General features: G+C 70.6%; 10 protein-coding genes and 1 pseudogene. 7 read left to right on the top strand and 4 right to left on the bottom strand.

Translation table 11 applies throughout. From position 1 onward, the window contains the following. The first annotated feature begins 44 nt into the window (after positions 1-44). Entirely contained in the window at positions 45-2,426 is a 2,382-nt protein-coding gene (locus tag OG289_RS03255) for an excinuclease ABC subunit UvrA (RefSeq protein WP_327312489.1), read from the top strand. Between the two features lie 678 nt (positions 2,427-3,104). Here OG289_RS03255 and OG289_RS03250 read toward each other — a convergent pair. After that, the gene (locus tag OG289_RS03250; protein WP_327312488.1) at positions 3,105-3,473 is read right to left on the bottom strand and encodes a DUF6479 family protein; all 369 of its coding nucleotides are present in this window, start codon (positions 3,471-3,473) and stop codon (positions 3,105-3,107) included. Positions 3,474-3,621: 148 nt separating this feature from the next. On the opposite strand from OG289_RS03250, the gene OG289_RS03245 reads away from it, so the two are divergent. Further along, positions 3,622-3,996, top strand: coding sequence for a ferredoxin (locus OG289_RS03245; RefSeq protein ID WP_327312487.1), 375 nt, complete (start codon positions 3,622-3,624; stop codon positions 3,994-3,996). 53 nt (positions 3,997-4,049) lie between these two features. On the opposite strand, the gene OG289_RS03240 is transcribed toward OG289_RS03245, so the two are convergent. Beyond that, complete coding sequence (locus tag OG289_RS03240; protein WP_327312486.1) at positions 4,050-6,011, bottom strand: PE-PGRS family protein; 1,962 nt, start codon at positions 6,009-6,011, stop codon at positions 4,050-4,052. 109 nt (positions 6,012-6,120) lie between these two features. Here OG289_RS03240 and OG289_RS03235 point away from each other — a divergent pair, with 109 nt between their 5' ends. The 5 genes and pseudogenes from OG289_RS03235 to OG289_RS03215 all read left to right on the top strand — a co-directional run bounded on the left by OG289_RS03235 (position 6,121) and on the right by OG289_RS03215 (position 9,996). Further along, positions 6,121-7,299, top strand: a complete 1,179-nt coding sequence (locus OG289_RS03235) for an acyl-CoA dehydrogenase family protein (RefSeq protein ID WP_327312485.1) — start codon at positions 6,121-6,123, stop codon at positions 7,297-7,299. A 255-nt stretch (positions 7,300-7,554) separates the two neighbouring features. Beyond that, positions 7,555-8,262, top strand: a complete 708-nt coding sequence (locus tag OG289_RS03230; protein ID WP_327312484.1) for a hypothetical protein — start codon at positions 7,555-7,557, stop codon at positions 8,260-8,262. A gap of 482 nt (positions 8,263-8,744) precedes the next feature. Next, positions 8,745-9,005: a hypothetical protein gene (locus OG289_RS03225; RefSeq protein WP_327312483.1), complete on the top strand. Its 261-nt coding sequence runs from the start codon at positions 8,745-8,747 to the stop codon at positions 9,003-9,005. Positions 9,006-9,114: 109 nt separating this feature from the next. After that, positions 9,115-9,309, top strand: a pseudogene (locus tag OG289_RS03220) (DNA helicase); the annotation flags it as partial. Positions 9,310-9,771: 462 nt separating this feature from the next. After that, on the top strand, positions 9,772-9,996 hold the full coding sequence (locus tag OG289_RS03215) for an AMP-binding enzyme (RefSeq protein WP_327312482.1): 225 nt from the start codon (positions 9,772-9,774) through the stop codon (positions 9,994-9,996). Between the two features lie 157 nt (positions 9,997-10,153). On the opposite strand, the gene OG289_RS03210 is transcribed toward OG289_RS03215, so the two are convergent. Together OG289_RS03210 and OG289_RS03205 are read right to left on the bottom strand one after the other, a co-directional pair. Next, the gene (locus OG289_RS03210) at positions 10,154-12,541 is read right to left on the bottom strand and encodes a SpoIIE family protein phosphatase (RefSeq protein ID WP_327312481.1); all 2,388 of its coding nucleotides are present in this window, start codon (positions 12,539-12,541) and stop codon (positions 10,154-10,156) included. Between the two features lie 98 nt (positions 12,542-12,639). Then, a complete protein-coding gene (locus OG289_RS03205; RefSeq protein ID WP_327312480.1) occupies positions 12,640-13,224 on the bottom strand; it encodes a TetR/AcrR family transcriptional regulator in 585 nt (194 codons plus the stop codon). Positions 13,225-13,351: the final 127 nt, after the last annotated feature.

Here is a 13,351-nt window from a genome sequence, read left to right as displayed (position 1 = left end):
GACCACGAAGGCGGTCCCGCATGACAGATGGGGAGACGAAGAGCATGGCCAAGAGGACGGGCACGCCGCCGCCTGCGCAGCACGCTGCCGACAGCCACGATCTGATCCGCGTGCACGGCGCGCGCGAGAACAACCTCAAGGACGTCAGCATCGAGATCCCGAAACGCCGCCTGACGGTGTTCACCGGCGTCTCCGGCTCGGGCAAGAGCTCGCTGGTGTTCGACACGATCGCCGCGGAGTCGCAGCGGCTGATCAACGAGACCTACAGCGCCTTCGTACAGGGCTTCATGCCGACCCTGGCGCGGCCCGAGGTCGACGTACTCGACGGGCTGACGACGGCGATCATCGTCGACCAGTCGCGGATCGGCGCCGACCCCCGCTCCACCGTCGGCACCGCCACCGACGCCAACGCGATGCTGCGCATCCTCTTCAGCCGGCTCGGCCGGCCCCACATCGGCCCGCCCAGCGCGTACTCGTTCAACACCGCCTCGGTCCGGGCCAGCGGTGCGATCACCGTCGAGCGCGGCACCAAGAAGGCGGTGAAGGCGACCTACTCCCGCACCGGCGGCATGTGCAACCGCTGCGAGGGCCGAGGCACGGTCTCCGACATCGACCTCACCCAGCTCTACGACGACAGCAAGTCGCTCAACGAGGGTGCGCTCACGATCCCCGGCTACAGCATGGACGGCTGGTACGGCCGCATCTTCGCCGGCTGCGGCTTCTTCGACCCGGACAAGCCGATCCGCGGGTTCACCGAGAGGGAGCTGCACGACCTCCTGCACAAGGAGCCGACCAAGATCAAGGTCGACGGCATCAACCTGACCTACGAGGGCCTGATCCCGAAGATCCAGAAGTCGATGCTCTCCAAGGACATCGACGCGTTGCAGCCGCACGTCCGCGCGTTCGTGGAGCGGGCGATGACGTTCGCCGTCTGCCCCGAGTGCGACGGCACCCGGCTCAGTGAGGGCGCCCGGTCGTCGAAGATCGAGGAGATCAGCATCGCCGACGCCTGCGCAATGCAGATCACCGACCTGGCCGAGTGGGTCCGCGGCCTCACGGAGCCCTCGACAGCCCCGCTGCTCACCGCGCTGCAGCACACACTGGACTCGTTCGCGGAGATCGGCCTCGGCTACCTCTCGCTCGACCGCCCCTCGGGCACGCTCTCGGGCGGCGAGGCGCAGCGCGTCAAGATGATCCGCCACCTCGGCTCCTCCCTCACCGACGTCACCTACGTCTTCGACGAGCCGACCATCGGCCTGCACCCCCATGACATCCAGCGGATGAACGACCTGCTGCTGCGACTGCGGGACAAGGGCAACACGGTGCTCGTCGTGGAGCACAAGCCGCAGACCATCGAGATCGCCGACCATGTCGTCGACCTGGGTCCCGGCGCCGGCACGGCGGGCGGGTCCGTCTGCTTCGAGGGCACCGTCGAGGGGCTGCGGGCCGGCGACACCATCACCGGCCGCCACCTCGACGACCGGGCCTCCGTCAAGGAGACGGTGCGCAAGTCCGCCGGCACGCTGGAGATCCGCGGCGCGGCGGCGCACAACCTGCGGGACGTCGACGTGGACATCCCGCTCGGGGTGCTCTGCGTGGTCACCGGTGTGGCGGGGTCCGGCAAGAGCTCGCTCGTGCACGGCTCGATCCCGGCCGGCGAGAACGTGGTGTCGGTCGACCAGGGCGCGATCCGCGGCTCCCGGCGCAGCAACCCGGCGACGTACACCGGACTGCTCGACCCGATCCGCAAGGCGTTCGCGAAGGCCAACGGAGTGAAGCCGGCGCTGTTCAGCGCCAACTCCGAGGGCGCCTGCCCCACCTGCAACGGCGCCGGCGTCGTCTACACCGACCTGGCGATGATGGCGGGCGTAGCCACCACCTGCGAGGAGTGCGAGGGCAAGCGGTTCCAGGCGTCGGTCCTCGAATACCACCTCGGCGGCCGCGACATCAGCGAGGTGCTCGCGATGTCGGTGACCGAGGCCGAGGAGTTCTTCGGCGCCGGAGAGGCGAGCACGCCGGCCGCGCACCGCGTCCTGGACCGGCTCGCCGACGTCGGGCTCGGCTACCTCAGCCTCGGCCAGCCGCTCACCACGCTCTCCGGCGGCGAGCGGCAGCGGCTCAAGCTGGCCACCCACATGGCGGAGAAGGGCGGCGTCTACGTCCTCGACGAGCCGACGACCGGCCTCCACCTCGCCGACGTCGAGCAACTGCTCGGCCTGCTCGACCGGCTCGTCGACTCCGGCAAGTCGGTCATCGTCGTCGAGCACCACCCGGCGGTGATGGCGCACGCAGACTGGATCATCGACCTCGGCCCGGGCGCCGGCCACGACGGCGGCCGGATCGTCTTCGAGGGCACCCCCGCCGACCTCGTCGCCGCCCGGTCCACCCTGACCGGCGAGCACCTCGCGGCCTACGTCGGCGCCTGACAGCGGCCCCCGCGGACAACGCCGGCCGACCGGAAGCCCCGCCGCGGTGCGGGCACTTGGGCGACGTACACGGCCGTGCGCTGGTCGACGTGCCCATGTGTCACCGCCGCCACCAGGCAACCGACCTCCGCTCGTGCGTGCGCCGAGCGGTCCGTCGCGCGACCGTCGTCCGCCGGCGCCGCGGCGGCCCGCCCCACCGGGGCCTCGCCCCGTCGGGAACGTCCGAGATCGAGCACCTCTGCGCGCGCCTGCCCGACCTGGCCGGACCGCCCGAACGACCCGCGCGTCTGCACGGCGACCTGTGGAACGGCACTGTGCTTCGGGGGCGGACGGCCACGCCCGGCTCATCGACCGGCGGCCACCGCGAGACGGACCTCGCGATGCCGCGTCCTTTTCCCACCTGGACCAGGTACTGGCCCGCTGTCCGAGGCCGTGCCACTGGCCGAGGGCCGGTCCGAACGGGTGGGCTTGCACCAGCTTTTTCCGCTGCTCGTGCACGTCGTGCAGTTCGGACGCCCTTACGCGGATCGGGCCCTCACGGTGACCCGAAGGGCCCTGCAGACCTGAGGGCCTGCAGGGCCGGGGAGCAGCAGGAGGGGCAGGAGGAGCAGGAGGAGCAGGGGGGCAGCGGGGGGATGGGGGGATGGGGGGATGAGGACGGAGTCGTCCGGCGCCGGTTCAGTGGGCGCCCAGACCGCCCCCGCCGAACGAGCCACTGCTGCCACGGCTCCAGCGCGGCCGTTTCTTGTCCGCGCTCGGCCGGGTCTGCATGTTGGTCAGCTCGTACGGCGTGAGAGGACGGCCGCCTTCCGGCATCCGAGGCACCTCGTCGGGCTCCCGGTTCTCGCGGACCTCGTGCACCGCGCCACCGGGAGGGAGGTGCGGCTGTTCCTCGGGGCGCGGCCGGGCCGGCTCGCGCGACTTGATACGCGCGCCCAGCCAGAAGCTGCCGGCCAGCACAGCCACGACGGCCAGGCCGACCACGAACAGCCCAAGGCTGAGCAAGCCGCTCGCGGCGGCCAGCTGCAGGCTTGCGGTGGTAGTCATATCAGGCGAATACCCCACCAACGGGTCATGAACCCGCCATTCCAGGTTCGTGACTCTCTGTCCGTGACCCTTCGCGCACGGCGTTCGGCGAAAGTCGCCGGAGCGATCGGGTGGGTTTGGCGCCGCCGGTCCCGGCTACCCGCCAGAGGTGACTTCGACGACATCCCAACAGGAGCTCTTCCGGTTCCTGGAGGACCGCTTCGCATGCGCCCAGGCGTGCACCGAGTGTGCGCGAGCCTGTGCGCTGCGCGCGAGCCTCGTGGAACCGGACGGGACCGAACATCAGGAACCCGTGCGACGCAAGGGCATCATGTGCGCGGAGGTGTGCGACGCGACCTGCCGAGTGCTGTCCGAGGACACGAGCATGGACGAGGCCGGCATCCGCGCCCAACTGGAGTGGTGCCGGACCGTCTGCCTTGAGTGCGCCCACGTCTTCGACAAGTATCCGGGAACCGAGGAGAGCGCGGCCGCCTGCCGTGCCTGCGCCGAAACCTGCACGGACTTCATCGCGACGCTGGTCTGAACTTCGTCGCGACGCCGGTCCGGCTTCGCGCGACGCCGGTCCGAGCCGGCTCGTCATGCGACGCCTCGCTCCCGTATCTCGTGCAGCATCCGGCGGATGACCGGCAGGGGCAGTCCCGGATGCCGTGCCGCCTGCTCCGCGGTCTCGGTGTCCCGCAGCAGTCCCACCAGGACCCGTGCGGGCAGGCCCGGGTGCCGGACGGCCGAGTGCCGGACGGTGCTGTCCGGGTCGCTCAGCAGCCGTACCGCCGAGACGGCGGAGAGACGGGGGTCGCCCGCGGCCCGCGCTCTGACCTCCTCGCCGCTGTCCCGGCAGGCCCGCTCGACCAGCTCGGCCGTCGCGTCAGGGTCGTCCAGGGCCAGCCGGCGCATCCGCGGACTCGGGTCGTCGGCGTACCGGAGCAGGCCGGTGCGGGGGAAGTTGGGGTGGCCGTGCGGTCGGTCCGGGTGGCTGAGGCTGCCGGTCCACCAGCGCCACACCGACAGCAGCGTCTGAGAGGGCGCGTCGTCGCAGGACTCGGTGAGGAAGAGGTGGACGACCCGGTCCTCGTCCTTGGCCAGGCGCTCGACGACGTCCGGCGGGAGGCGCCGGGCACGGGCGACGCTCCGGCGGATCGCGGGGTGGGCGGAGGCGGCCAGGCGGCGCATGGCGTCGGGAACGTCGTGGAGCGCCACCACCCAGGCGAGGTCATTGCGCATGAGTCCCTGGTCGATCGGGAAGTCGACGCGGGCGCGTTCCTCCTCGGTGAGGCCGGGGTGCACCGACGCCTGGAAGCGGACGTCGTCGTCGGGGTCGTCGGCGAGGCGCAGGACCAGGCCGGTGTCCAGGTGCGGGTTGCGGGCAAGGGAGCGGCGCCGGCCCGGGGCGTCCTCGCGGGCGAGTCGCTCGGCGACTTCGGGCTCCAGCCGGCAGCACTCCACCGCCCGGGCCGGGAGGCCCAGCGCCTCGAACACGGACCAGGGCATCGGATGGTCCTCGTGGCGCCTCAGCAACGCGGCCGTACGGACACTGCCGTCGGGGTCGGCCAGCAGGCCCTCGCGCGCCCGGTCGTCCAGGTGCGGCCAGGCGGGCCCGCAGGCCGCGGCCCGCACGGACGCGTGGGAGTCGGTGGCCAGGGCCGTCAGCACCGGGACCGGCAGGCAGAGTAGTCCCGCCACCTCCGCACGGACGAGAGCGGAGGGGTCGGCCGCGAGCCGCTCGCAGGTGACGGCGGGAAGTTCCACTCCCCGCCGCGAGGCGATCCAGACGAGCCCCGCCCGGCGCCCGGGCTCCTCCTCGGAGAGGATCATGCGGCTGCGCTGCTCCGGCGTGAGGTTCGGCTGGTACTCGGCCAGCGTCTCGCGCGTCCCCCAGTCGGTGCGGGCCATGGCCGCCTCCACCACCGCCGCCGACTCGGCCCGGTACAGCGGGTACCTCGTCGCGTCCAGCAGAGCCACCCGTACGTCCTCGGGGGCGGCCGGGTTGCCGCTGAGGCCGTTGGCCCAGTGCCGGCACAGGCTCGCCGAGGCCTCCTCGAACAGCGACTCCCAGGCCTGAGCCCGCTCGCTCGGAGTCTCCTGGACGGCCGCCCGAGCCTCGGAGTCGAGCCGCTCGGCGATCCGGTCCACGACCGTGATCCGGACCTCCTCCGCCGTGCCGGTCACGCCGAGCACGGTGTCCCCGTCGACCGCCATGGCGACGAACTTCGGCCGTCCGTCAGGCAGTTCGCCCAGTACGCCCGCGAAGTCCCAGCCGGGTGCGAGTCGAACGCGCGCCCAGGTCCGCTGCCCGGGGCCCTCCATGACGATGAGGAACGTTCCGTCAGCGTCGAACAGGCCGGTCTCCACCGCGATCCGATACCACTGCACGTTGACCTCGGCGGCCCGGTCCCCCCGGACGGTGACCGTCGGCGCGGTCTCTCCCGAGGCGATCCGGCGCCATGCCTCCCGGAGTGGCAACGGCCCCGCGGCCCACCAGGGCTCCGCGATCTCGAGCCCCGCCCGCCTGAGCAGCGCCTTGAGTTCTTCAAGCGTCATGGGAGGACATCCTTCCCGCACCTCTTGGCGCCCCGCCATTCCCAATTTCTGAAACACGTTCTACGGTGTGCGCCGTCAGGACACCGGCCTTGGGGAGCCAGGAGGCGCCGTGCACCTCGACCACACGCCCGAGCAGCTACGGCTGCGCACCGAACTGCGCGCATACTTCGCCGAGTTGGTGCCCGACAACGCCTACGCCCGGCACACCGACCCCGTCGCCGCCAAACGCTTCTACCGCAAGACCATCCGGCGGCTCGGCGCGGACGGATGGCTCGGCGTCGGCTGGCCCAAGGAGTACGGCGGCCGCGGCCTCACCCCGATCGAGCAGTTCGTGTTCTTCGACGAGGCCGCCCAGGCCGGCGTACCCCTGCCGCTGATGGCGCTGAACACGGTCGGACCGACGATCATGCGGTACGGCACCGACGATCAGAAGGCGTACTTCCTGCCGAAGATCCTCGCCGGCGAGATCGACTTCGCCATCGGCTACAGCGAGCCGGATGCGGGCACCGACCTGGCCGCCCTCAAGACCCGCGCGGTCCGGGAGGGCGACACATACGTCGTCGACGGGCAGAAGATCTGGACGACCAACGGCGACACCGCCGACTGGGTGTGGCTCGCCGTGCGCACCGACCCCGAGGCGCCGCCGCACAAGGGCATCACCATGCTCCTCGTCCCGACCACCGACCCCGGCTACTCCTGCACGGTGATCCGCACCCTCGCCTCCCACGACACCACCGCCAGTTACTACGAGAACGTCCGCGTCCCCGTCACCCGACGCGTCGGAGCCGAGAACCAGGGCTGGCGGCTGATCACCAACCAGCTCAACCACGAGCGCGTGACCCTCGCCGCGCACGGCACCATGGCCATCCGAGCCCTGCACGACGTGCAGCGCTGGGCGACGGAGACCAAACTCGCCGACGGCCGCCGGGTCGTCGACCTGCCCTGGGTGCGCCGCCGGCTCGCCCGGACCCACGTGAAGCTCGACGCCCTCAAGCTCCTCAACTGGCAGATGGTGGGCGCCCTCCAGAACGGCACCCTCACCCCGCAGGACGCGTCCGCCGTCAAGGTCTACGGCTCCGAGGCCCGCCGGGACGCCTACGCCTGGCTGATGGAGATCGTCGCCGCCCCCGCCGCACTCCAGGAGGGCTCCGCGGGGGCCGTCCTGCACGGCGAGCTCGAACGCGGCTACCGTTCCGCCGTGATCTTCACCTTCGGCGGCGGCAACAACGAGATCCAGCGGGAGATCATCTCGTGGATCGGGCTGGGGATGCCGCGGGTGCGGCGTTAGCCTGCTGTGACGAGGCTTTTCAGTTGGCATAAAAGCGGGATAGTCGGCACTGAACGGAGCGCTTGGCCTGACGCGCGATGGGCTTGGCTTGTTGGCTTCCTAGGCCCGCTGACCTGCTAATTCCTCAGGGTCAGCGCAACTGGGCCGTGCGGGGCTGAGGCGGCGGCCGATACTGAGGTCGCCGGCGTCCCGGATGTTGAACGGCGCGAGCCCGATCCTCGGGGCGCCCTCGCCGCCCGTCTGCGTCAGGCGGCGGTGGCCGACGTCGTGAACGTGGCCAACGCCGACGAGAACGTACGGACGACGGTCGTACTGCTCCTGGTCGGACTCGTCGCCGTCCTGTGGCCGGCCGAGCGGCACCCCGCCTGGCTCACCCTCCAACTGCGCACCGCCGTAACGGCGTTGTGGTCCCTGCTCTACTCGGTGGGCACGCTGCTCGCCGGGCCGCAGGCCCTGTCCACCCCGGGCGAGATCGCGATCCTGCTGTCCCTGCTCTTCATCGCCGTACGGCACTGCAGGCCGCTGTGGGCCGTGGTGTGCGGCACGCTGAACGGCGTCGCCCTGCTGCTCACGCCGGTCCGCTACTCGCACTCGCTCAAGGACGGCGGCACCCTCGGCTTCATGGTCGGCGGCCTGGTCCTCATCGGTCTGGTGGCCGGCCTTGCGGCCTACCTGTGCTCCGTCGACTACCGCTGCACCGTCGCCGTCAGCGAGACCCGCCGCGAGGAGCGCCTGGCGATCGCCGCCGACCTGCACGACTTCGTCGCCCACCACGTCACCGGCATCTTGGTCCCCCCAGGTCATGATCGGAGAAGGAACAGGGTGCGGAGGAGGCGGAACGAGGCTCGGCTGTACCTCTGTCGCATGGTGGTCTTGCGGTTGACGTGGCCCTTGACGATGCCCGAGCTCTACGGGAGGGCGAGGCTGGCAGAGTCGTACGCGGCACCGAGTCGTACGGCGTAGCGTGCGATCCGGTGCCGGAGCACGAGGCGGCCTCCCCGCTGCTTGTTGGGAGTGAGGAATTGGGAGGTCGATTTCGAGGCTGCCAGTCTGTAGCGAGGCAACGGGCCGGTCGCAGGCGGTGGCGAGGAGGTCGGAGTACGTTTCGAGACGGCGCAGGAGTTCGCGTTTGCCGCCCTTGCGGTTGGCTGGGGTGCGGAGCTGGTTGATCGACGCGACCAGGCGCTGGGTGCTGCAGCCCGTCCTGACCAGGCCGCCCACCGGCGGAGAGCTTGACAGGGCCTGCCGAGCCGTGCCGCTCGCGGCGAACGTCGACCGCACCCGCCTGATGGCTGTTCGCCGGGCCAAAGTCGCCGGGACGTGCGCTGCGGTCTGTTCGCCACGAACTTGATCGGCTACTGCCCATCGACGTCCTGACGACCCACTACCCCGATGGATCAGGTCACGTCCTGCTCAACCTTGCCCTCACCCGCGCCATGCGCTCGGTGATCAAGCAGGCCGCGGCAGCTCAGGGGCAGAAGCCCGGAGACTTCATCGGCCGGACCGTCGTAGCGGCAATGGAACGGGACGAGTGGGGCCGCACCCGGCAACTGACCGCGCAGCTCCAGGGCCTCATCGTCCATCACGCCCCCGAAGACGTGCTTGCCTGCGCGGCCCGCATCCTGCTCGACCGCCGACACCCCACGTCGCCGCTCTCGCGCGACGCGGACGGTTGTCGGCCGAACCGCTCTCACGTGACCCCTTGACCCCATCCACCGCGGAGCTCTTGTTGCATACACCCACTGACGAACAGGCCCATGCCGTGGACACCTTCCGCGACGGCCACCACCTGGTGCTGCAGGCCGGCGCGGGCAAGTCAGAATCGCGGACGACTTTCCCCCGCCGCCGGACAGTGACCAGCTCGACGACGGCGGCCGCCCGATCCCGGAACCCGTGAGCGATACGGACGCACGCCTCGCCTACGTCGCCGTCACTCGCGCTCGGCGCCAGCTGGACCTTGGAGGGCTCGCATGGATCGAGAACCACCCAGCTGCTGTCGACGGCGCGTGATGAGCCGAAGCGCAGGGTTGGCTGGCCCGTATTTCGGCTTGAGGGCCCCATGCGGTGGCGTTGCCACGAGCGAACAGGCGTCCAATCTGTGTCAGAACCCGGCGGACTCCGAAGCACTCTGAAGTACATGTACGAGCTGTCCCCTTGTTGACGCCGCTCGGTAAGGGTGCGACACGCAGATGACCGCCCCGCAGTGCGGCGTGTCGAGATGGCCCTCGACCGCAGCGGAACGATCTGTTCCGTGTCGCCGACGGCAAGATCGTCGAGCATTGGGACATCGTCCTCGCCATCCCGGACACCCTGCCGCACGACAACGGCCTGTTCTGATCGTCGGACCCAAAGGGCGATGACGCGACGGGCGCGCCCTCGTTTGCCGGAAAGCCGATCGAGGTCATCGCCGACAACGGCGTAGCTTCGCAACAGCTGGTATGTGGCGGCTTCCTACCCCGAGGGGTCGAGGATGTGCTGGCCGGTGACCTGTCGGTCCTTGGGACCGCTGTGATCGGCGTCCCCGACGAGAAATGGGGAGAAGCCGTCGTCGCCCATGTCCGGCCACGGCCGGGTCTGACGGTCGATCCGAAAGCGCTGGAAGCACTCTCGCCGCTCGTTTCCTCGACTGCGGGTGGTGTGAGTACCCGCTCCTGCCGTCCCGCGGTTGATCGGGAATGGGAGCCGATCCGCGACTGAAGCAACGTCCCCTGGGTGGGCTGGTGCGACGTCAAGGGGATCCACCGCATCCCCCGGACGACAAGCCGACCCAGGCTGTGGTTCCGCCGTGAATGGGGCAGCGTCTGTCCCGATCCCCGATCCCCGGTCTTGGTCGCGCCGCGGGGCAGGCGTCCGCTCAGGCGGTGTGGAGGAGCTGTTCGGCCCAGATGGTCTTGCCCGCAGGCGTATGGCGAGTGCCCCACCTTTCGGTGAGCTGGGCGACCAGCAGCAGGCCGCGGCCGCCCTCGTCGGTCAGCCGGGCCCTGCGCAGGTGAGGGCTGGTGCTGCTGCCGTCGGACACCTCGCAGGTGAGTGTCCGGTCCTTGATCAGCCGCAGTCGGATCGGGCCGGTGCCGTAGCGGATGGCGTTGGTGACCAGCTCGCTGACGACGAGTTCCGTGACGAGCGACGCCTCGTCGAGCCCCCATTCGGTGAGACGGTCGCAGGTGCGTTTGCGGGCCTTAGCGACGATCGCGGGATCACTGGGCAGGTCCCAGGTGGCCAGGCTTTCCGGGCCGAGGGCCCGGGCGCGGATCAGCAGCAGGGCGACGTCGTCGCCGTCGACCGCAAGGTGTTGGGTGTCCAGGACGGTGTCGCAGAGGGCTTCGAGTGAGGGTTGTGGCCGGGCGAGTGCCCGGCACAGGATGCGGTTTCCTTCGTCGAGGTCGTAATGGCGGCTCTCGATGAGACCGTCCGTGAACAGTGCCAGCACGCTGTTTTCGGGCATCGTGAACTCCGCCGCCTCGAAGGGCAGGCTGCCCAGGCCGAGGGGAGGGCCGGCTGGCAGCTCCACGACGCGGGCCGTCGCGTCCGGCCCGACCAGGATTGGAGGCGGGTGGCCGGCGCGGGCCAGCGAGCAGATGCGGGAGACGGGATCGTAGACGGCGTACAGGCACGTGGCGCCGATGTCTCCCGGGATCTGTTGCGCCGAGACGTCGTCGGCGTCCTGGGGGAGCCCGGAGTGGGTCACGATGTCGTCGAGGTGGGTGAGGAGCTCGTCGGGTGCCAGGTCGATGTCGGCGAGGGTGCGCACCGCTGTGCGCAGGCGGCCCATGGTGGCCGAGGCACTGATGCCGTGCCCGACGACGTCGCCTACGACGAGGCCGACGCGCGCCCCCGGGAGCGGGATCACGTCGAACCAGTCGCCGCCCACCCCGGCACTGCCGCCCGCAGGCACATAGCGGGACGCCGTCTCCACCGCAGGGTGGAGGGTCGGCCTCCCCGGCAGGAGGGACCGCTGGAGCGCCAGTGCGATGCCGCGTTCGTGGGTGAAGCGGCGGGCGTTGTCCAGGCAGACGGCGGCCTTGGCCACCAGGTCCTCGATGACGGTCACGTCGTCGGAGGTGAAAGGGTCGGGCGAGGCGGCGTGCCTGAGGAAGAGAGCAGTGCCGAGGATCACGCCGCGGGCCCGGACGGGCACCGCGAGCAGGGAGTGCGTTCCGAGGGCGTGGGCGTACGCCGCGTGGACGGGGTTCTTGGCGAGCCAGCGCTCGATGTCGGGGTCCTGTATATAGGCCAGCACGGTACGGCCGGTGACCTGGCAGCGGACGATGGGGGACGACTGCGGATGGGCATGGATCGCCCCGACAGCAGGGGCGGCGTCGGGCGGGAGAGGGCGGACGCCGCCCTGCGCCGCCCGTCGCAGCGAGAGGGGTCCTGTGCGGGGACCGGGGCCGGGCAGCGCGCCACGGAAGACGTCCTCCAGCAGATCCACGCTGACGAAGTCGGCGAAGTGGGAGACCGTCACGGTCACGTCGACGAGTTCCTGGGCGGTGCCCGCCACGTCCAGGCTCGCGCCGATGCGGGTCCTGGCCTCGCTGAGCAGGGCCATGCGCTCACGGCTCTGGTGCTGTTCGGAGTAGTCGTTGCCCACCAGGCCCACCGCGTGCACCCGGCCGCCCGCGTCCTTGAGCGGGAAGACGTCCGCGGTCCAGGCATGCGCCCTGGGTTCCCGCGGGAGTGCCACGACGAGTTCGGTGTATTCCGGCTCGCCGGTCTCGCCGACCCTGAGGATCCTGCGCTCCAACTCCTCGAACGCGGGCCCCTGGAGGACTTCGGTCGGACGTCGGCCGCGGACTTCGCTCTGGGCGAGGCCCACCGCCTGCCGTGCGGCCTCGTTGGACCACAGCAGCCTGCCCTCACGGTCGTAGATCGACAGAGCCGGGGACTGCTGCTCCAGCAGCCACCACATGAGGTCCTGCAGCTTCCCCGTGCCCGGTGACGCAATGGTCGTCACGAGGAAGCTCTGCTGCTGCGTGGCGCCGAGCAACGGGCTCAGGTGGACCTGTGTGTCCAGCAGGCTGCCGTCGCGATGCCGCAGCGTCGTACCGTCGGCGGAGAGCAGGTCGTCCAGGGGCCGGCCGATGATCTCCGCGGAGGTGTATCCGAGAAGCTCCTGGGCCTCGCGACTCCAGTAGGCCACGCGTGTGTCCCCGTCCGTCACCGCGATGGTCACGGACTCGACGGGGTGGGCCTCGTCCAGCCGCCGTATGCGTCGGCCGGACTGCCCGTCGGTGCGAGGCATGGCGCACCTGGCCCTTCTGCCCTGTGCCGGGGCACTGTCCACGATCGTACGGTCGGCGGCGGAGGGCAAGACGGGATGGGAGCTGCCGGCCGGGCGGTTCAGCTGTGGGGTCCCGTCCCGCGCAGAAACGTGTCGACGACGAGTGTTGCCAGTGCGTCCGCGTTCTGCCGGACCTGGTCCGGGTCGAGATCCGCGCCGCCTCCGTGCTGGGCCTCGTCGACGAGGGCGTAGTAGACCCGCCGCGCCCACATGAGATCCGTGTCCGGGGCGAGGAGCCCTTCGTGCTGGGCCCGGGCGAAGAACTCGAGGGCACCGGCGTTGACCTCGGACCAGATCACCGCCGTGAGGGGGGAGTCGGCGAGGGGGTGGCCGAGGGTGAACGGCCAGGCGCTCTTGATCCGCAGTACGTTCGCCGTGACGCGGTGGAGTGCCACGAGGGGTGGGGCGGTGTCCATGTGGGCGTCTTCTACGCCCTCCAGGAGCTGTCGCTTCGCCGAGGCGGCGAGTGCTTCGATGAGGGCCTGGCGGTTGGCGAACCGCCGGTGCACGGTCGTTCTGGCCACTCCTGCCTCCTCCGCGATCTGCTCCATGGAGGCCGCGGGATCCTTGGCGAGGACCTGCTCGGCCGCCCCCAGGATCGCGCGCACGGTGCGCGCGGCATCGGCCCGCAGGGGTCGGCCCATGACGTATCCACTCCCGTTGTTGATTCGTGATGCACGGAAGACCCTACGCCTGACCTGCGGATTTGTGCTGATTTGCATCAGTGCTGATGCGTGGGAAAGTAAAGTTGCGACAAGAGTGATGCTAGTA

The organism is Streptomyces sp. NBC_01235 (genome assembly GCF_035989285.1).
Lineage (GTDB): Bacteria > Actinomycetota > Actinomycetes > Streptomycetales > Streptomycetaceae > Streptomyces.
This window is presented reverse-complemented; position numbering and strand designations above follow the sequence as displayed.

Excerpts from the sequence above, each read along its gene's own strand:
- OG289_RS03255 (WP_327312489.1), top strand. The coding sequence starts at position 45 with ATGGCCAAGAGGACGGGCACGCCGCCGCCTGCGCAGCACGCTGCCGAC.
- OG289_RS03250 (WP_327312488.1), bottom strand. The coding sequence starts at position 3,473 with ATGACTACCACCGCAAGCCTGCAGCTGGCCGCCGCGAGCGGCTTGCTC.
- OG289_RS03240 (WP_327312486.1), bottom strand. The coding sequence starts at position 6,011 with ATGACGCTTGAAGAACTCAAGGCGCTGCTCAGGCGGGCGGGGCTCGAG.
- OG289_RS03210 (WP_327312481.1), bottom strand. The coding sequence starts at position 12,541 with ATGCCTCGCACCGACGGGCAGTCCGGCCGACGCATACGGCGGCTGGAC.
- OG289_RS03205 (WP_327312480.1), bottom strand. The coding sequence starts at position 13,224 with ATGGGCCGACCCCTGCGGGCCGATGCCGCGCGCACCGTGCGCGCGATC.